Genomic DNA, 18,136 nt, shown 5'->3' on the forward strand with positions numbered 1-18,136 from the left:
GCCACCCACTGAGTTCCCGTGAACCGCAGGATCACGTCCACCCGCGGCGCCGGGGGCGGTTGTGGGGGATTGCCCAGGCGCTCCAGCGGGATGTCACATCCCGGGCCGTAGCCCACCACCACGTCGCGGCCCGGGGTGAAGACATACCTCGTCGGTCCGGCCCATACGGTCAGCGAGGGCACAAGGGCCCGAGCCTGATCGAGCGCATGGTGACCAGCAAGCTCCGCGCGCAGCGCCCCTCCTTCCGCACCCAGGAGCCCAACGCGACCTATCGCCTGCCGCTGGGATCCGCGTCGCGCACCACCGGGGCGACCGCCTACCAGCTGGGGATGACGGTCGACGGGCACGAGACGCTGTCGGGCATCTCGTTCACCGTGCGTCCCGGCGCCATGACCGCGGTTATCGGGCCGTCGGCCGCACGTAATTCCGCGCTGCTCGGGTTGCTGGCCGGCACGAGAAAACTCAGCTCTGGGCGCATCACCGTGGACGGACACGACGTGCACGCCGAGCCGGAGTCCATGCGCACCCGCATCGGGGTGGTCGCGCGAGACGACCGCCTGCACCGGCAGCTCACCGTCGCGCAAGTGGTGCGGTATGCCGCCGACACGCGGCTGCCACCGGACACCGTGCCCGAGCAACGCGACCATGTGGTCAGCCAAGTCCTCGACGAACTCGGGCTGGTGCCGCACCGGGACACCCGAATCCGCCGACTCTCACCCGAGGTGCGCCGGTGCACCGCCCTGGCGGTCGAGCTGATCACCCGGCCGAGTCTGCTGGTGGTCGACGAACCCACCGCCGGACTGGATGCGGCCCAACAACGTCACGTCATGGCGGTCCTGCGGCACCAGGCCAATATCGGCTGCGCCGTCGTGGTCGCGATCTCGGCACGCACCTCGCTCACCGACGTCAACGCGTGCGACCAGGTGTTGGTGCTCACCGCCGCGGGCAAACCGGCGTATCTCGGAACGCCCCTGCAGATCGAGCCCGCGCTGGGCACCAGCGACTGGTCGAGGGTCCTCACCCAGGTCGGCGCCGATCCCGAGGGAGCCCACCGCGCCTATCGTGCGCGGCCGCAGACGGCGGCACCGACCACGCCGCCGGACGTCGCGGCGCCGTGGCCACCGCCGCCCGGGCTGCCGCCTGGCCGGCAGATCCGGTTGCTGGCCCGGCGCGAGGTCCACCTCCTTCTCGGCAATCGCATCTACTTCGCCTTCCTGGCGATCCTGCCGTTCGTGTTGGCGGGGTTGGCCCTGCTGATCCCGGGGAGTTCCGGCCTGACGCGCCCCGACCCGGGCAGTACCAACGCGCACGAGGCCATCGAGATCCTGGCCGCCTTCAATATCGCCGCGGTGATCATCGGCACGGCACTGACCGTCCGCGCCCTGGTTTGCGAGCATCGCATTTTCCGGCGCGAGCAGGAGGTCGGTCTGTCCGCGCCGGCCTACCTCACCGCCAAGATCACCGTGTACGGCCTGGCCGCGGCCGTGTGGACGACCGTCGTGTTCGCGATCGTCGTCGCGGTCAAGGGCGAGCCGGGACGCAGCGCCGTCCTGCTGCACAACGCCACGGTCGAGCTGTACGTGAGTGTGGCCGTCACCGCGATCGTGTCCGCGATCATCGGCCTCGCGCTGTCGTCGCTGGGGAAGTCGCCGCGGGAAGTCCTGCCGCTGGTGGTTCCGGTGGTCCTCGCGTCTGCGCTGTTCAACGGGAGCCTGGTGCAGCTGGTCAGCGTATGGGGCCTGCAGCAGATCAGCTGGTTCGTGCCGGCCCAGTGGGGCTTCGCGGCCGCGGCGTCCACCACGAATCTGCGCAGAGTCGACTCGCTGGCCGCCGACGCGCTGACGTGGACCCATTACAGCGGCTGGTGGCTGTTCGACATGGGGATGCTCGTGCTGTTCGGCGTCATCGCGGCCGGGTTCACGCTGTACCGGCTGCGCTCGCCGCTCGGCGGAAACCGCAACCCGCCCTCGAATCGCGAAGCCCCGCAAGCCCGTCACCCCGAGCGCTGAGTTCAGCCGCCAGAGGTTGCTGCCGTCGCGAAGCTTCCTTCGCCGACATGAACCGCCGTCGATGTTCGCCCGCGACCCGAACCGCCCATTACTGTCGGGCTTATGGCGCCTGAAACGACTACCACTGCCGAGTATCTGCGCAACGCCTTGGACGGGCGCTGGCGCGATGTCAGAAACCGGATGCGCGACACGCTCACCGAGGACCTGTTCCGCCCGCACTACACACCGAACACCGTGATCGCCCGCACCAAGGTGGCGGAGCAGATGCGAATCATGGCGGCGTTCGGCGCGGCAGCCGACAGCTTCAAGAAAGAACACGGCGGCACCGGCGACGTCGGTGCGGCGATCACGATGATCGAGATGCTGGCGATGTCGGACCTGTCGCTGATGGTGAAGGCCGGCGTCCAGTGGGGGCTGTTCGGCGGGGCCGTGGAGAACCTGGGCACCGAACGCCACCACGAGGCCTACGTGCCCAAGATCATCAGCCTGGAGTTGCGCGGCTGTTTCGCGATGACCGAGACCGGACACGGCAGCGACGTTCAGTCGCTGGAGACCACCGCGACGTACGACCCGCAGACCGAAGAGTTCGTCATCGACTCCCCCACCCCGTCGGCCCGCAAGGACTACATCGGCGGCGCCGCCGAAACCGCAACCATGGCAGCCGTTTTCGCGCAACTGATCACCACCGAGGACGGCGAGCCGGTCCATCACGGTGTGCACTGCGTCCTGGTCCCGATCCGCGACGAGGACGGCAACGACCTGCCCGGCGTCACCACGTCGGACTGCGAATACAAGGGCGGGCTGCCCGGCGTCGACAACGGCCGCATCGTGTTCGACCACGTCCGCGTCCCGCGGGTCAACCTGCTGAACAAGTACGGCGACGTCGCGGCCGACGGCACTTACAGTTCGCCGATCGACAACCCGAACCGCCGGTTCTTCACCATGTTGGGCACCCTGGTCCGCGGCCGAATCACCGTGGGCGGCAGCGCCGGTGCCGCGGGCCGGGTGGCTTTGGATATCGCCACCCGATATGCGTTGCAGCGCAGGCAGTTCAGCGCACCGGATGACGGTTCCGAGGTGCTGATCATGGATTACCTGGTGCACCAGCGGCGTCTGTTTCCGTTGATCGCGAAGTCATACGCGCTGCAGTTCGCGCAGAACGAGCTGGTCGGCAAGTGTCATGACGTGCAGAGCGCGGACGCGCCCGACGCCGACGAGCAGCGCGAACTGGAAGCGCGTGCCGCCGGGCTGAAGGCCGCCAACACCTGGCATGCCAGCCGCGCGATCCAGGAGTCCCGCGAGGCCTGCGGCGGCGCGGGCTACATGGCCGAGAACAGGCTGATCGGGCTGCGGGGCGACACCGACGTCTTCACCACGTTCGAGGGCGACAACCACGTGCTGACCCAGCTGGTGGCCAAGGAGCTGCTGACCGCGTACGCCGACGACATCAAGAGCATGAGCCCGGTGGAATGGGTTCGCTTCGCCGCCAACACCGTTGGCGAACGCGTCGTCAAACGCACTGCGGCAGAAACGATCATCCAAACCATCGTGGATGCCCGCCAGGACAGCGAGGAAGAGGGCAGCCTGTTCAACCGCGGCACCCAGATCAAGATGTTCGAGGACCGCGAGGAATACCTGCTGGCCTCCGTGGCACGGCGGCTGCAGGCCAAATCCAAAGAGATGTCCGCATTCGATGCGTTCAACTCGGTGCAGGACCACGTGTTACACGCGGCCGGCGCGCACATCGACCGCGTCGTGCTCGAGGCCTTCGTCGCCGGGATCGACGCATGCCCCGACGAGCAGGCCCGCGAACTACTCGGCATCTTGTGCGACCTGTACGCGCTCTCGGTGATCGAGGACGACAAGGCCTGGTACATCGAGCACCGCTACCTGTCCACCGAGCGCGCCAAGGCGGTCACCCGGGGAATCAACGATCGCTGCCGGGCGCTGCGCCCGCACGCCGAGACGGTGGTCGACGGTTTCGGGGTCCCGGAGCAGCTGCGCTACGCGGAGATGCTGCATCCGGAGAATCTGTCCGAGGCCCTCACGAGCTGACGGGCTGGTCGGCGATCGCCTCCCAGGCCGGCCGGCCCGGCACCGGGGTGGCCCGGTGCGGCCGCACGTACCTCGCCCAGGTCAACATCGCTGCGCCGACGTAGCAGATCATGAAGGCCCAAAACGCCGGCGTCTCGGTGCCGGTGATGGCGTAGGACTCCCGCAGCGCGAGGTTTATCACCATGCCGCCGAGCGCGCCGAACGATCCGGCGAAGCCGATCAACGCCGCAGACCGGGCGCGTTCCCAATGGCGGCGCTCGGTGTTGGTGAGGTTCAGCGCGCCGCTGCGCTCGGCGAAGATCGAGGGGATGAGCTTGAACACCGATCCCTTGCCGACGCCACAGAAGATGAACAGGGCGATGAATCCGGCGATGTAGCCGGCGGTCGTGTAGAGCGACACCGGTGCGCCGGGGGCACGGGTCAGGTCGTCGTGGGTGCTGACGGCCACCAAGAACCCTCCGGCGACGATCATCGCGACCAGCACGGTGAGCGTGACGCGGCCGCCGTCGAAGCGGTCCCCCAGCTTGCCGCCGATCACCCGCGCCACCGATCCGAGCAGCGGCCCGAGGAAGGCGATCTCGGCGGCATGCAGCGCCGCCTGCCCGTGGGTCTGCCCGCCGGCGATCAAGTTGTGGGCAATGACCTGGCCGAACGCGAACGCGAACCCGATGAACGAGCCCGAGGCGCACATGTAGAGGAACGAGATCCCCCAGGTATCCGGCACCGAAAGCACGGAGCGCACGTGAGCGACGTCGATGACGTGGTCCAGGTTGTCCATGAACAGCGCGGCGCCGATCCCGACGACGGCCAAGAGCACCAGGTAGACGGCGCACACCCAGTACGGCGCCTGGTTTCCCGCTGTGGCCAGCACGACCAGCCCAACGGCCTGGATGCTCGCCGCGCCCAGATTGCCGATTCCGCCGGTCAGACCCAGCGCGAAGCCCTTACGACGCTGGGGAAAGAAGGATTCGACGTTGGCCAGCGATGCCGCATAGTTTCCGCCGCCCAGGCCCGTCAACGCGGCGCAGACCAGGTACGGCCACAACGGCAGGCCGGGGTGCGCCAACAACACGATGGCGCCCATTGTGGGGATCAGGAGCACCAGCGACGACAACACCGCCCAGTTGCGGCCGCCAAGCCGGGCCGTGGCCATGGCGTAGGGAATCCGCACCAGCGCCCCCACCAGTGCGGCGGTGGCGCCCACCAACAGCTTGTCGCCCGTGGAGAACCCGTAGACGGACTGCGGCATGAACAGCACCATCACCGACCACAAGTACCAGATGGAAAACGCAACGTGCATGGTCGCGATGGACCAGACCAGGTTGCGCCGGGCGATGCCCTTGTTACCGGCTTCCCATGCCACGTCGTCTTCTGGATCCCAGTGCGCGATGCGTCGTGGCCGCTCCATCAACCCTGCCTTCCAGCGTCAGTGTCCGCGGGCGTCACGTGTGGATGCCGGGTCGTCCGGCCGCTACGGCGCATCGGGGGTTCCGCCGTGGCCGCCGGGCACTGGTAGTCCAGAATGGCAGGGCTTCCCAAAAAATCCCGCATCCTGCGATGAGAATTTCCTGAGTGAACGCTGTCTGTGTTCGTCGCGCGCGGGCCGAAATGCCTTCGCCCGTGGGCGGTTTTGATTCCCGGTCGCGACGAACCGCGGCCGCGGGCCACGCCGGCGTGTGATCAGCCTGTGACACAACGCCATTGGGTGTGGCGGGTTCGCGCGAAAGTGATTACGTGGAACGTTATTGATTCGGAATCTTGCTGAGGGCCTGCAGCTTGCCGTCCGAGCCGATCCGGAACTTCACCGTTCCGATCCCGGTGGGACAGCACAGCTGATCATTTCCCTTCTGCCACTGGTATTGGACGGTGACGGTGTCATCCGAGGGCGGTAGCACGGTTATATACGGCTTTGGGTTCGAGGTGGGGCTACCGAGCGGCGTGTTGTGGTCAAAGAACAGCAGTTGCTGTGGACTCGATTCACTGGCGATCGTCGGGATGATCTGCACCCAGTACAGCCGGCAGTTTCGGGTATGCCCCCGGCCGATTTCCACCCAGATGGTGCCGGGGATGGCGATGGGAACCGCGGTGATCGCCTGGCGGACGGTGTCGGCGGCGGGCCCGTCGGATTCCTTGCAGGTGTCGGCTCGGGCCTGCGGTGGCGGGGTCGACTTCCAGCCGCAGCCGGAGGCCAGCAAAACCAGAACGATCACAATGAGCTGACGCACGCGGTGAGCTTAGCGAAGACTGTGAATGTGCCGTCGGTTTGGTCAAAAACCCCGTTCTGAGAGGCGTTTCGCGGGGCGCCGTGAGTAACCTCGGGCGGGACGGATGGTCAACGATGACCTGCGGTAACGCGAATCTGAGCCGTCAATATCCCCGGCGAATTCACACGGGCCTACCGGCCGTTGAGAGGAAGAAGTAAACCGGGGGAAATTTCGGGCAGCTGTGCCGAAACATGCCTGCTCCACAATGAACTCACCCGATACGGAGCTAACCCGTACGCACTCGATGGAGGGACGTAAGCGTGGCAAGGGAGTCCATGGCGCCTGAGAACGCCGTGAACACCATGTGCGCTTACTGCGGCGTCGGTTGCGGCATGGTGTTGCAGATCACAACCGATCCTAAAACGGGCCGCGATCACATCGCCAAGTCGGTTGGGAACAAGCAACATCCGGCCAACTTCGGCCGGTTGTGCACCAAGGGCGCGACCACCGCGGACATGCTTGGCGCGCCGGGCCGGATGGATTCCGCGCACGCGCGGTCCGACCGTGGTGAGCCGCTTGAGCCCATCGACATAGATCGGGCGATCACCCAGTGCGCGAAGCGGTTACGGGCGATCATCGATGAACACGGCGCGGACGCCTTCGCGATGTATGTGTCCGGCCAGATGTCGATCGAGGCGCAGTACCTGGCGAACAAGCTGACCAAGGGCTTCATCGGCACCAACCAGATCGAGTCGAACTCGCGGCTGTGCATGGCCAGCGCGGGCTCCGGATACAAGCTCTCGCTGGGTGCGGACGGACCGCCCGGGTCATACCAAGACTTCGAGCGTGCGGACGTCTTTTTCGTCATCGGCGCCAACATGGCCGACTGCCACCCCATCCTGTTCCTGCGGATGATGGACCGGGTCAAGGCCGGCGCAAAGCTGATAGTTGTCGACCCGCGCCGCACCGCGACCGCCGACAAGGCCGATCTGTTCCTGCAGATCGCGCCGGGATCGGATCTGGCACTGCTCAACGGTCTGCTGCAGCTGATCGTCGAGAACGGTCACACCGACCCCGATTTCATCGCCGAATTCACCGACGGCTGGGAGGTGATGCCCAGCTTCCTGGAGCAGTACACCCCCGAGACTGTCAGCGAGATCACCGGCATCGCCGAAGAGGACATCCGCGCGGCGGCCCGCATGATCGGCGAGGCCGAGAACTTCATGAGCTGCTGGACGATGGGCCTCAACCAGAGCACCCACGGCACCTGGAACACGAACGCCATCTGCAACCTGCACCTGGCCACCGGCGCGATCTGCAAGCCGGGCAGCGGTCCCTTTTCCCTCACCGGCCAGCCCAACGCGATGGGCGGCCGCGAGATGGGTTACATGGGGCCGGGTTTGCCGGGCCAGCGTTCGGTGGCATCGGACGACGACCGCGAGTTCGTCGAAGACCTGTGGGGCATCCCGCGCGGGACGCTGCGCACCGAGGTCGGCAGCGGCACCATCGACATGTTCTCCCGCATGGCCGACGGACAAATCAAGGCATGCTGGATAATTTGCACCAATCCCGTTGCTTCCGTTGCTAATCGAAAGACGGTGCTGGCCGGGCTGGAGCGCGCCGAACTGGTGATAGCCCAGGACGCGTTCTTCGAGACCGAGACCAACGGATACGCCGATGTGTTGTTGCCGGCCACCCTGTGGACCGAGTCCGAAGGGGTCATGGTCAATTCCGAGCGCAATATGACGTTGTTCCAGCCGGCGGTCGCGGCGCCCAGCCACGCATTGCCCGACTGGCAGATCATCGCCCGGATCGCCTGCGAGATGGGCTTTTCGGAAGCGTTCAGCTACGCCTCCGCCGAAGAGGTCTTCGAAGAAATCAAGCGGTTCTCGAACCCGAAGACCGGTTATGACCTCCGCGGTGTCAGCTACGAGCGGCTGCGCCGCAGCCCGCTGCAGTGGCCGTGCGCCCCGGACAGCGAGGGCGACCGCAGCCCGATCCGTTATGTCAACGATGGTGTCAGCCAGACGCAGTTTGTCCGCGAGGACGGGAGCGTGCCGCGGCTGGCCTTCCCGACACCGACCGGTCGCGCGGTGTTCTTCGCCCGCCCGCACCTGCTGCCCGAGGAAATGCCCGACGACGACTACCCGTTCCTGCTGAACACCGGTCGCCTGCCCCACCAATGGCACACCATGACCAAGACCGGCAAGGTCGCCAAGCTCAACAGGCTCAACCCCGGGCCGTTCGTCGAGATCCACCCCAACGACGCCGCCCGCCTGCACATCGCCGACGACGATCAGGTTGAAATCGCTTCCCGCCGCGGCCGTGCCGTGCTGCCCGCCGTCATCAGTGACCGGGTGCGGCCCGGCAACTGCTTCGCGCCCTTCCACTGGAACGACGCCTTCGGCGAATACCTGTCGATCAACGCCGTCACCAACGATGCCGTCGATCCGATCTCGAACCAACCGGAATTCAAGGCGTGCGCCGTCACGCTGACGAAGATCGCCGTCTCGCAACCCGATTCGGGTGCCGAGACGCCGGCACCCACCGACACACCCGAGTCCGCGCCCACGGAGGTACGAGAAATCAGCGTGTCACAAGTCGACGCCCTCGGCGAATTGCTCGGTGTGGCAACACAACCCAGACCGGAATTCAACGAGCTCGGCCGCGCATATCTCGCCGGCATGCTGTCCGGCCTTCGCTCGGACGCCGGTCGCAGCGCGGCTGGGGTACCCACCCTGCCGCTGAGCGCGCCGTTCGATTCCAGCACCCGGCTGTGGGTGGACGGCCTTCTGGCCGGCTTGTTCTCGCGCATCGACGGACCCCAGCCGGTGGCGCTGCCCGAGGCGTCGCGGTCGGTTGCCGTGCCGGCCGTCCAGCAGCCGCCCGCCGCGCCCGCCGATGCCAAACCCGCGGCCGAACGCGCGCCCGTCGTGGTGCTATGGGCATCGCAGACCGGCAACGCGGAGGAACTCGCCGCCGAGATCGTCGCGCGACTGGCCGCCGCCGAACTGCCGGTCGCGCTGCACAGCATGGACGACTTCCCGCCGGCCGCGTTGACGACGACGCGGGAACTGTTGCTGATCACCAGCACCACCGGCGACGGTGACGCGCCCGACAACGGCGCGGGCCTCTGGCGGGCGCTGACCTCCGAAGCCGCACCGCGATTCACCGACACCCGCTACGCCGTGCTCGCGCTGGGTGACTCCAACTACGACGACTTCTGCGGTCACGGCCGCAACCTGGACGCGCGCCTCGCCGAGCTGGGAGCGACCCGCATCGCCGACCGGGTGGACTGCGAACCCGACTACGACGACTCCGCGGCGAAGTGGGTCGGCGACGTCATCGAAGCCCTGACCCGCACGCCCACGTCCGTCGGCGGAGACGGAAGTGCCACAGCGGCACCGGCGCGGACTTCGGCGGTTCCGGTGACGCCCCGCCCGGGTGCGCCCGTGCCAGCCACCTACAACAAGAAGCACCCGCTGATCACCGGCATGGTGCGCAACACCGTGCTGAGTCAGCCGGAATCGACAAAAGACGTGCGGCATCTGGTTTTCGACATGCCGGAAGACGTCGTGAGCTACGAAGCCGGTGATGCGCTCGGGGTGTGGCCGCGCAACAGCGACCAGTTGGTCGACGAATGGCTGTCCGTCACCGGACTGAACGGGCAGACCCCGGTCGAGGTCGGCGAGCACGGTCTGATGTCATTACGTTCGGCGCTCACCGAACGCATCGAGATCGCCCACATCAGCCGCGACCTGGTGCGGTTCGTCCAGGAGCGCACCGGTGATTCGACACTCGCGGAGCTGCTAAAGCCGGAAAATAAACGCGCACTGGCGGATTGGACGTGGGGGCGACAGTCCATCGACCTGCTGTCGAAACTGCCGGTCTCCGCGTCGGCCCACGAGTGGCTGCGGGTTCTCAAACGCCTTCAGCCGCGGCTGTATTCGATCTCGTCGAGTCCCAAAGCCTGCCCCGGCGAGGTACACCTGACGGTCTCGCCGGTGCGCTTCAACTTCCAGGGTGTGCCGCGCCGCGGGGTGTGTTCGACCTACCTGGCCGACCGCTCCCCCGGCGATCGGGTCGCCGTCTATCTGCAGCAATCGAGCAATTTCCGGCCGCCGAGTGACTCGGACACGCCCATGATCATGATCGGCCCCGGCACGGGTATCGCGCCCTTCCGCGGCTTCCTGCAGGAACGGCGGGCGCTCGGCCACACCGGACCCAACTGGCTGTTCTTCGGGGAGCAGCACGCCGCCACCGACTTCTACTACCGCGACGAACTCGAGCAGATGCGTGACGACGGGTTCCTCACCGAGCTGGACCTCGCGTTCTCCCGGGACCAGCAGCAGAAGGTCTACGTGCAGCACCTGATGCGCAGCCGTGGGGCGCAGCTGTGGAGCTGGCTGCAGGACGGCGCCCAGCTGTACGTCTGCGGCACCGCGGATCCCATGGCCAAGGACGTCGACCGGGCGCTCTGCGAGATCGCGGCCGAATTCGGCAGGCTCGATCCGGAGGCGGCCAAGGGCTATGCCCAATCCCTGAGCGCCGACAAGCGCTACCACCGCGACGTCTACTAGCGCCGATCGGCCGCCGAACCCGTAACACAGCGGAAACGTCGCGCGCCAGCCGCCGAAACTTCCGCGTCGCACGATGCACTCACAAGGTCGCGCACCTGAAGGAGTGACGTCATCGTGGCTCGGGAGTGTGATGGACCCGATCGGGTCATCAAGAACGGCTGCCCGCTGCAGTGCCGGTTGCGGTACGGCGGCACGGCCGAGGACATGGTCGGCGACCAGGTCGATTGGGCGGGACTGCCCATCAACCTGGACTTCGCGTTCTCGCGGGATCAACGCGACAAGGTCTACGCGCAGCATCTGCTGCGCAGGCGCGGTACACAGTTCGGGCCGTGGCGGCATGGCGCCCACGTCTGCGTCTGCGAGGCCGCCGACGAACAAGACGGCGCGCAGACGCTGCACATCACGTCAGATTCACGTTGATCGAAACGTCACCGCATTCGCCCGGCCCGGGTCGACGCGCAACAACCTCGAATAGCGCTGAACCACTTGACCCCCCACGGTGACGTGGCGCGACATTGGCGTCGCGCGTCGCCGCAATGCGTGGGTAAAACCTGTCAACCGCAAGACTTTCATTCATGCTGACCCTAATCGTGGTTCCCAGATTGGGATTTCAAATTCTGGTTAGACTTTGCGGGTGACCGATAGCCCGTCGTCATACCTGGTGCTGGCGTCGCAGCGCAGCGGTAGCACGCTGCTGGTCGAATCCTTGCGCGCAACCGGCGTGGCCGGCGAGCCCCAGGAGTTCTTCCAGTACCTGCCGTCCACCAGCCAGTCCCCGCAGCCGCGGGAGTGGTTCGCCGGCGTCGAGGACCAGTCGATCCTGAGCCTGCTCGACCCGCTGGACGCCGGGACGCCCGACCTCGCGCCGCCCGAGATTTGGCGTGCCTACATCCGTACCGTCGGACGCACACCGAACGGGGTGTGGGGCGGCAAACTGATGTGGAACCAAACGCCGCTGCTGCTGGACCGTGCCAAGAACCTGCCGGACCGAAGTGGAGACGGCCTGCTGGCCGCGATCACCGACGTGGTGGGCGAGCAGCCATTGTTGATTCACGTGTACCGGCCCGACGTGGTGTCCCAGGCAGTGTCGTTCTGGCGGGCGGTGCAGACGCGGGTTTGGCGAGGCAGGCCCGACCCGATCCGGGACGCGCGAGCCACCTACCACGCCGGAGCGATTGCCCACGTCGTCACCATGCTGCGCGCTCAGGAGGAAGGCTGGCGAACTTGGTTCGCCGAAGAAAATGTCAGACCGATGGAGGTTTCGTATCCGGTGCTGTGGCGCAACCTGACTCAGGTGGTGGCTTCCATCCTCGAGGCTCTCGGGTTGGATCCAGAGTTGGCGCCCCAGCCGGTGCTGGAACGCCAGGCGGACCAGCGTTCTGACGAGTGGGTGGACCGCTACCGCGCCGATGCCGAAAAGCACGGCCTGCCAACCTGATCGGGTCGGTGAATTGAGTCCTCGAGCCTGTTGCGGGATGGCACCCGGCATGCGAACGGACGTCTAGGCGACGCCGGTCCGCCGAGTCGTGTCGCGCGGTCTTGGGCGGCGCCGACCGCATGTCTGTGGCCACAATCCACCCGCGTCCTGCCGTTCCGCCGATGGTGTGCCGGAATTACCACCCGCTTCACCGGGTTGACAGCAAAAAGAGGGTATTGCTGCGGAACGAGGGCACCGTGCAGATCAGCGAGATGGCCAACCAGGACGAATGTCTTATAGTGGGGCTATGCAACAGGCCACACAGCCGCGCTTTGTCCTTACGCGCCGCCCCACCATGGGCTGTTGTTGTTGTTGATTTCCTGACGCCTTCCAACGCTCAAGAACGTGTAGCACTGGACGCCGGCAGTATCACCGGTCCGCCGGGCGGAACCAGATCGGGCGCTAGTCACAAGCCATTCAGGAAGATCAACCAGCAATGATCGATTTGTCCACACCGAGCCGGGCCGCATCCGGGTCCGCAACCCACATTGGCATCCGCCGGCAGGGCGAAACGCCATGTCCTGACATCGCTGAGGAAATCAGATGAGCATTGCCGAAGACGTCACGCAGGTAATCGGAAACACTCCGCTGGTCCGGCTGCGCCGGGTCAGTGAAGGCGCTGTCGCCGATGTCGTTGCCAAGCTGGAATTCTTCAACCCCGGAAACAGCGTGAAGGACCGTATCGGGGTTGCGATGATCGACGCAGCCGAAAAAGCAGGCTTGATCAAGCCTGACACGGTCATCCTGGAGCCGACGAGCGGGAACACGGGTATCGCGCTGGCAATGGTGTGCGCGGCCCGCGGCTACCGCTGCGTCCTGACCATGCCAGAGACGATGAGCGTTGAGCGTCGGATGCTGCTGCGCGCCTACGGCGCCGAAATCGTCCTGACACCGGGCGCCGACGGTATGCCGGGCGCGATCGCCAAGGCCGAGGAATTGGCCAAATCCGACCAGCGGTATTTCGTCCCGCAGCAATTCGAGAACCCGGCGAACCCGGCGATCCACCGTGCGACCACCGCCGAAGAAGTGTGGCGCGACACCGATGGGCAGGTCGACATTTTCGTGGCAGGGGTGGGGACCGGCGGAACCATCACCGGTGTCGCCCAGGTCATCAAGGAACGCAAACCGTCGACACAATTCATCGCGGTCGAGCCGGCCGCCTCACCCGTCCTGTCCGGCGGTAAGAAGGGGCCGCATCCGATCCAGGGCCTTGGTGCCGGGTTCGTCCCGCCGGTGCTCGACGAGGATCTGGTCGACGAAATAATCACCGTCACCAACGAGGAATCGCTCACCCTGGCCCGGCGGCTCGCCACGGAAGAAGGGCTGCTGGCCGGGATCTCCTCGGGCGCGGCCGTGGCGGCTGCCCTCCAGGTGGCCCGGCGCCCCGAAAACGCCGGCAAGCTCATCGTTGTGGTGTTACCCGACTTCGGCGAGCGGTATCTGAGCACAGCGCTCTACTCCGACCTGGCGGACTAGCCATGTTCGCAGCCATACGGCGTGACATCCAGGCTGCTAAGCAGCGGGATCCGGCGGCCCCCACCACGGTGGAGGTCATACTCGCCTATCCCGGCGTGCACGCCATCTGGGGCCACCGAATCAGCCACTGGCTCTGGAACCGTGGTGCACGAGTGCTGGCGCGGACGCTAGCCGAGTTCACTCGCATCGTCACGGGCGTTGACATCCACCCCGGCGCCGTACTGGGCGATGGCCTCTTTATCGACCACGCCACCGGTGTCGTGATCGGGGAAACGGCAGAGATCGGTGAAGACGTCACGCTGTACCACGGAGTCACTCTCGGCGGCAGCGGCTCGGACACCGGAAAACGTCACCCCACCGTCGGCGACCGCGTCATCATCGGTGCCGGCGCAAAGGTCCTCGGCGCGATCAAAATCGGCGACGACAGCCGCATCGGTGCCAATGCGGTGGTGGTCAAGCCCGTTCCGTCCAGCGCCGTGGTCATCGGAGTCCCCGGACAAGTGATCAGCCGCCATGGGCGGAGCAGTCCAGACGATTCGATGATGCCTGACCTGGTGGGCGTCAGCCTGCAATCCCTGTTGACAAGGGTCGACAAATTGGAGGCGTTGAGCGACGGTCAGACGGCTGGTCAGGTTATCCGACCTCCCGAGGCCGGAGTCTGGCACGGCGAGGACTTCTCCATCTGACGGCAGCTCCGAATGACGGCGAAATTTATTGCGCGACAGTCTATGCCGTTTGATCTCGGGAAGCCGCCGGAGCAGTGCCCGGGTCGTTGGGGTGGGCGCTCAGGGGCGTCACCTCGTCGGTGCGCCAGACCCGCAGCGGCATCGAGGCGAGCACCTGCTCGAGTCGGTTCTCGTCGGCGGCGGCGAACAGGCCAAGGGTGCGCCACTGCCCTGGCTGCAACGGCGGGCGCCACAAGCGCAGCAAGTATCCCTGCCGCGCCAGCTCGCGGGAATGCGCAGCTTCGCGGGCACGGACGTCGTCGACAACGTGGGCCGGTGTGCCGTCGGGGACGTGAGTGGTCATCGTGACGAGAAACTCCATGGTGCTCCTAATGGTTTGCGCTCACAGTAGATTCACGAGGTACGGCGCGCCATCGGGGTGGCGCATGCACCGACGCACCGGCTGACAAACCGCGCAAGGAGACCTCCATTGACCGTCGAGCACGCCCCGCAGAAAGTCGCGATCATCACCGGCGCATCGCAGGGCATGGGCGCCGCCCTGGTCGATGCCTACCGCGAACTCGACTTCGCGGTGGTGGCCAATTCGCGATCGATCGCCCCCAGCGACGACCCCGGTGTGGCGGCCGTCGCCGGCGACGTCGCCGAGCCCGCGACCGCCGACCGCATCGTCGCGACGGCGGTGGAACGGTTCGGCCGGGTGGACACGCTGATCAACAACGCAGGTGTCTTCGTCCCCAAGCCGTTCACGGAGTACACGCTGGCCGACTACGAGTTCGTGACGGGGGTGAATCTGAGCGGCTTTTTCCACATCACCCAGCGCGCCATCGCCCGGATGCTGACGCAGGGCGAGGGCGGCCACGTCGTCAACATGACCACCTCGCTGCTCGAGCAGGCCAACTCCGCGGTACCGGCGGGATTGACGGCCCTCACCAAGGGAGGCTTGGCGGCGGTGACCAAGTCGCTGGCCATCGAGTACGCCCGCGACGGGATCCGCGTCAACGCCATCTCCCCGGGAAACATTGCCACGCCGATGCACGCCGACGACGACACGACCGCGCTGGCCGCCATGCATCCGCTGGGCCGAATGGGCTCGATCGCCGACATCATCGAGGGGATTCGCTACTTGGAGGCCGCGTCGTTCGTGACCGGCGAGACGCTGCACGTCGACGGCGGCCAGAGCGCCGGCCGCTGACGCTGAGTAAAGTGCTCCCCCGCCTGGACTCGAACCAGGAACCCTTCGGTTAACAGCCGAATGCTCTGCCAATTGAGCTACAGGGGACTAACCCGATCGCGGGACGACTCTAGCGTACTGGCACGACCGCACCCAACTGACGCGGACCACCGCCTGCGCCCGCCGCACGTGCACCCCCGCCGGTGAGGCAGGATGGAGCCATCGATTTCTCGGGAGGAACGTTTTGATCCGGTATGTCGTGGTGCTTGGACTGGGTTACCTGCTGGGTTCGAAGGCCGGCCGGCGCCGATACGAGCAGCTCGTCGGCACTTATCGCGCGCTGACCAGCAGTCCGGTGGCGAAGTCGATGATCGAAGGGGGGCGGCGCAAGGTTGCGAACCGAATCTCCCCCGACACCGGCTTCGTCACGCTGACGGAGATCGACGACCAGACGGCCATCATGGAACGCGACGTCGAGGGCTCGGCTGACGACGTGCTGGCGCCGTCTAATCGTCGCCGCTAGCCTGCTCCAACAGGCTGCGCCGGTAGGACTCCATCGCCACCAGGTCGCCGAATAGGGCGTGATACTCGTCGCCCTGGTCGATGGGCGACATGCGCTGCAGCTTCGACTTCACCTCGGCGATCTGCCTGCCCATCCACACCTCTTGCAGCCGGGCCAGCACACCGCCGATGTAGCGCGGCAACTTCTCCTCGTCGACCTGTATGGCCTCCACACCCAGCTCGCTGGCCAGGCCGGCGGTCAGGGGTGAGGCGGCCCGGTCGCGCACCGCCTCGATCCACTGCGCGCCGGTCATCCCGCTCGAGGTGCCCCCCGCGGTCTCGATGGCCACGCGGATGGCCGCGTACCCGGGATGGGTGAAGCTTTCGACGGTCAGCGTGTCGAACACCGGCCCCGCGAACGCGGGGTATTGCAGGGCCGCCTTGAGCGCCTCACGTTGTGGCCACAGGGTGGGGTCACGAGGATCCGGACGGCTGGCCGCGGGCTGGGCCGCAGTGGGAGCCGGGTCCGGGCCGCGGCGCGGAGCCTTGGCGCCGGCGCCGCCGCGGACCTGGACGTTGGAGGTCTTGGACTGGCTGCGCACCCGGTCAATGACCTGCGCGACGTCATCCCAGCCGACCCACCCGGCGAGCTGGCGGGCGTACTCGTCGCGCAGCGTGGGGTCCTTGATCTGACTCACCATGGGCACGCAACGCCGCAGCGCGGCAACCCGGCCCTCGGCGCTGTCCAGGTCCATCTCGGCGAGCGCCGAACGGATCGCGAATTCGAACAGCGGCGTTCGCCGCGCCACCAGATCGCGCAGCGCGCCGTCGCCGGACTTCAGCCGCAGATCACACGGATCCATGCCGTCCGGGGCGACGGCCACAAAGGACTGCCCCGCCAGGTTCTGCTCGCCGCCGAAGGCCTTGAGCGCGGCGGCCCGCCCGGCCGCGTCGCCGTCGAAAACGTAGATCAGTTCGCCGCGAAAAAAGCTGTCGTCCATCATCAGTCGGCGCAGCATCGACAGGTGCTCGTCGCCGAACGCGGTGCCACACGACGCCACCGCGGTGGTGACCCCGGCCAGGTGCATCGCCATCACGTCGGTGTAGCCCTCGACGACGACGGCCTGGTGTCCCCTGGCGATGTCGCGTTTGGCCAAATCGATGCCGAACATGACGTTCGACTTCTTGTACAGCAGCGTCTCGGGCGTGTTGATGTACTTGGCTTCCATCGGATCGTCGTCGAACAGCCGCCGGGCACCGAAACCGATCACCTCGCCCGCCGAACTCCGGATGGGCCACAACAACCGGCGGTGGAAGCGGTCCATGGGTCCGCGCCGACCCTGCCGCGACAGGCCTGCCGCTTCCAGCTCTTTGAACTCAAAGCCCTTGCGCACCAGATGCTTTGTCAGCGAATCCCAGCCCGACGGCGCGAAACCGCAGCCGAAGTGACGGGCCGCCTCGGCGTCGAAGTTCCGCTCGGTCAGATACTGCCGCGCGGGTGCGGCCTCGGCGGATTCCAGGGCCGCCGCATAGAACTCCGCCGCGGCCGCGTTCGCCGCGACGAGCCGGCTGCGACTGCCGCGGTCGCGCTGCACGCTGGTCGCCGGGCCGGAGTAAGCGATGGTGTGGCCGATCCGGTCGGCGAGCAGTTCGACCGCCTCGACGAAGCTGACGTGTTCGATCTTCTGGATGAACGCGTACACGTCGCCGCCCTCGCCGCAGCCGAAGCAGTGAAAGTGGCCGTGGTTGGGGCGGACGTGAAACGACGGCGACTTCTCGTCGTGGAACGGACACAGACCCTTGAGCGAATCGGCGCCGGCACGCCGCAATTGGACGTAATCGCCGACGACTTCGTCGATGCGCACCCGGTCGCGGATGGCCGAGATGTCGCGGTCGGGAATCCGGCCGCGACCCCGGGCACGGCCGTCGCCGTCCGCGCGTGATCCTGCCGGGCTTGACATCGGCTCAGTCTAAGGC

At 66.6% G+C, this 18,136-nt stretch carries 13 protein-coding genes, 1 tRNA gene and 1 pseudogene; 9 read left to right on the forward strand and 6 right to left on the reverse strand.

Annotated elements, in window-relative coordinates:
• Positions 1–182: hypothetical protein (locus tag A5688_RS26955; RefSeq protein WP_242663212.1), on the reverse strand; the 182-nt coding region annotated here is incomplete at its 3' end.
• A 24-nt stretch (positions 183–206) separates the two neighbouring features.
• On the opposite strand from A5688_RS26955, the gene A5688_RS16665 reads away from it, so the two are divergent.
• Positions 207–2,009: an ATP-binding cassette domain-containing protein gene (locus A5688_RS16665; protein ID WP_082995944.1), complete on the forward strand. Its 1,803-nt coding sequence runs from the start codon at positions 207–209 to the stop codon at positions 2,007–2,009.
• Between the two features lie 102 nt (positions 2,010–2,111).
• Positions 2,112–4,064, forward strand: a complete 1,953-nt coding sequence (locus tag A5688_RS16670; RefSeq protein WP_067911671.1) for an acyl-CoA dehydrogenase — start codon at positions 2,112–2,114, stop codon at positions 4,062–4,064.
• Here the strand turns inward: A5688_RS16670 and A5688_RS16675 are convergent.
• Together A5688_RS16675 and A5688_RS16680 are read right to left on the reverse strand one after the other, a co-directional pair.
• The gene (locus A5688_RS16675) at positions 4,054–5,472 is read right to left on the reverse strand and encodes a nitrate/nitrite transporter (RefSeq protein WP_067911674.1); all 1,419 of its coding nucleotides are present in this window, start codon (positions 5,470–5,472) and stop codon (positions 4,054–4,056) included. The genes A5688_RS16670 and A5688_RS16675 overlap by 11 nt on opposite strands.
• Positions 5,473–5,806: 334 nt before the next feature.
• Positions 5,807–6,274, reverse strand: coding sequence for an LppP/LprE family lipoprotein (locus A5688_RS16680; RefSeq protein ID WP_067830503.1), 468 nt, complete (start codon positions 6,272–6,274; stop codon positions 5,807–5,809).
• Between the two features lie 329 nt (positions 6,275–6,603).
• On the opposite strand from A5688_RS16680, the gene A5688_RS16685 reads away from it, so the two are divergent.
• The 5 genes from A5688_RS16685 to cysE all read left to right on the forward strand — a co-directional run bounded on the left by A5688_RS16685 (position 6,604) and on the right by cysE (position 14,487).
• Positions 6,604–10,848 (forward strand): bifunctional nitrate reductase/sulfite reductase flavoprotein subunit alpha, encoded by a 4,245-nt coding sequence (locus A5688_RS16685; RefSeq protein ID WP_067911677.1) that lies wholly within the window; start codon positions 6,604–6,606, stop codon positions 10,846–10,848.
• 147 nt (positions 10,849–10,995) lie between these two features.
• Positions 10,996–11,268 (forward strand): hypothetical protein, encoded by a 273-nt coding sequence (locus tag A5688_RS16690; protein WP_207546688.1) that lies wholly within the window; start codon positions 10,996–10,998, stop codon positions 11,266–11,268.
• 214 nt (positions 11,269–11,482) lie between these two features.
• The gene (gene stf0 / locus A5688_RS16695) at positions 11,483–12,286 is read left to right on the forward strand and encodes a trehalose 2-sulfotransferase (protein WP_067830350.1); all 804 of its coding nucleotides are present in this window, start codon (positions 11,483–11,485) and stop codon (positions 12,284–12,286) included.
• A gap of 582 nt (positions 12,287–12,868) precedes the next feature.
• The gene (cysK, locus tag A5688_RS16700) at positions 12,869–13,801 is read left to right on the forward strand and encodes a cysteine synthase A (protein WP_067911680.1); all 933 of its coding nucleotides are present in this window, start codon (positions 12,869–12,871) and stop codon (positions 13,799–13,801) included.
• 2 nt (positions 13,802–13,803) lie between these two features.
• Entirely contained in the window at positions 13,804–14,487 is a 684-nt protein-coding gene (cysE, locus tag A5688_RS16705) for a serine O-acetyltransferase (protein ID WP_067830343.1), read from the forward strand.
• Between the two features lie 79 nt (positions 14,488–14,566).
• Here the strand turns inward: cysE and A5688_RS16710 are convergent.
• A pseudogene (locus A5688_RS16710) lies at positions 14,567–14,848 on the reverse strand (muconolactone Delta-isomerase family protein); the annotation flags it as partial.
• Between the two features lie 108 nt (positions 14,849–14,956).
• Here A5688_RS16710 and A5688_RS16715 point away from each other — a divergent pair.
• Positions 14,957–15,679 carry an SDR family NAD(P)-dependent oxidoreductase gene (locus tag A5688_RS16715; RefSeq protein ID WP_278184210.1) on the forward strand — a complete coding sequence of 241 codons (723 nt, stop codon included), beginning with the start codon at positions 14,957–14,959 and terminating at the stop codon, positions 15,677–15,679.
• 14 nt (positions 15,680–15,693) lie between these two features.
• Here A5688_RS16715 and A5688_RS16720 read toward each other — a convergent pair.
• Positions 15,694–15,766: transfer RNA gene (locus A5688_RS16720), tRNA-Asn, on the reverse strand.
• 136 nt (positions 15,767–15,902) lie between these two features.
• Here A5688_RS16720 and A5688_RS16725 point away from each other — a divergent pair.
• Complete coding sequence (locus A5688_RS16725; protein ID WP_067911684.1) at positions 15,903–16,181, forward strand: hypothetical protein; 279 nt, start codon at positions 15,903–15,905, stop codon at positions 16,179–16,181.
• Here the strand turns inward: A5688_RS16725 and dnaG are convergent.
• The gene (gene dnaG / locus A5688_RS16730; protein WP_067911687.1) at positions 16,165–18,120 is read right to left on the reverse strand and encodes a DNA primase; all 1,956 of its coding nucleotides are present in this window, start codon (positions 18,118–18,120) and stop codon (positions 16,165–16,167) included. The genes A5688_RS16725 and dnaG overlap by 17 nt on opposite strands.
• Between the last annotated feature and the right edge of the window lie 16 nt (positions 18,121–18,136).

Source organism: Mycobacterium mantenii (assembly GCF_001667865.1).
In the GTDB taxonomy this organism is placed as follows: domain Bacteria; phylum Actinomycetota; class Actinomycetes; order Mycobacteriales; family Mycobacteriaceae; genus Mycobacterium; species Mycobacterium mantenii_A.

Bases quoted from the DNA above. Each gene is read 5' to 3' on its own strand.
- A5688_RS16665 (WP_082995944.1), top strand. From the start codon at position 207: ATGGTGACCAGCAAGCTCCGCGCGCAGCGCCCCTCCTTCCGCACCCAG.
- A5688_RS16670 (WP_067911671.1), top strand. From the start codon at position 2,112: ATGGCGCCTGAAACGACTACCACTGCCGAGTATCTGCGCAACGCCTTG.
- A5688_RS16675 (WP_067911674.1), bottom strand. From the start codon at position 5,472: ATGGAGCGGCCACGACGCATCGCGCACTGGGATCCAGAAGACGACGTG.
- A5688_RS16685 (WP_067911677.1), top strand. From the start codon at position 6,604: ATGGCGCCTGAGAACGCCGTGAACACCATGTGCGCTTACTGCGGCGTC.
- cysK (WP_067911680.1), top strand. From the start codon at position 12,869: ATGAGCATTGCCGAAGACGTCACGCAGGTAATCGGAAACACTCCGCTG.
- cysE (WP_067830343.1), top strand. From the start codon at position 13,804: ATGTTCGCAGCCATACGGCGTGACATCCAGGCTGCTAAGCAGCGGGAT.
- dnaG (WP_067911687.1), bottom strand. From the start codon at position 18,120: ATGTCAAGCCCGGCAGGATCACGCGCGGACGGCGACGGCCGTGCCCGG.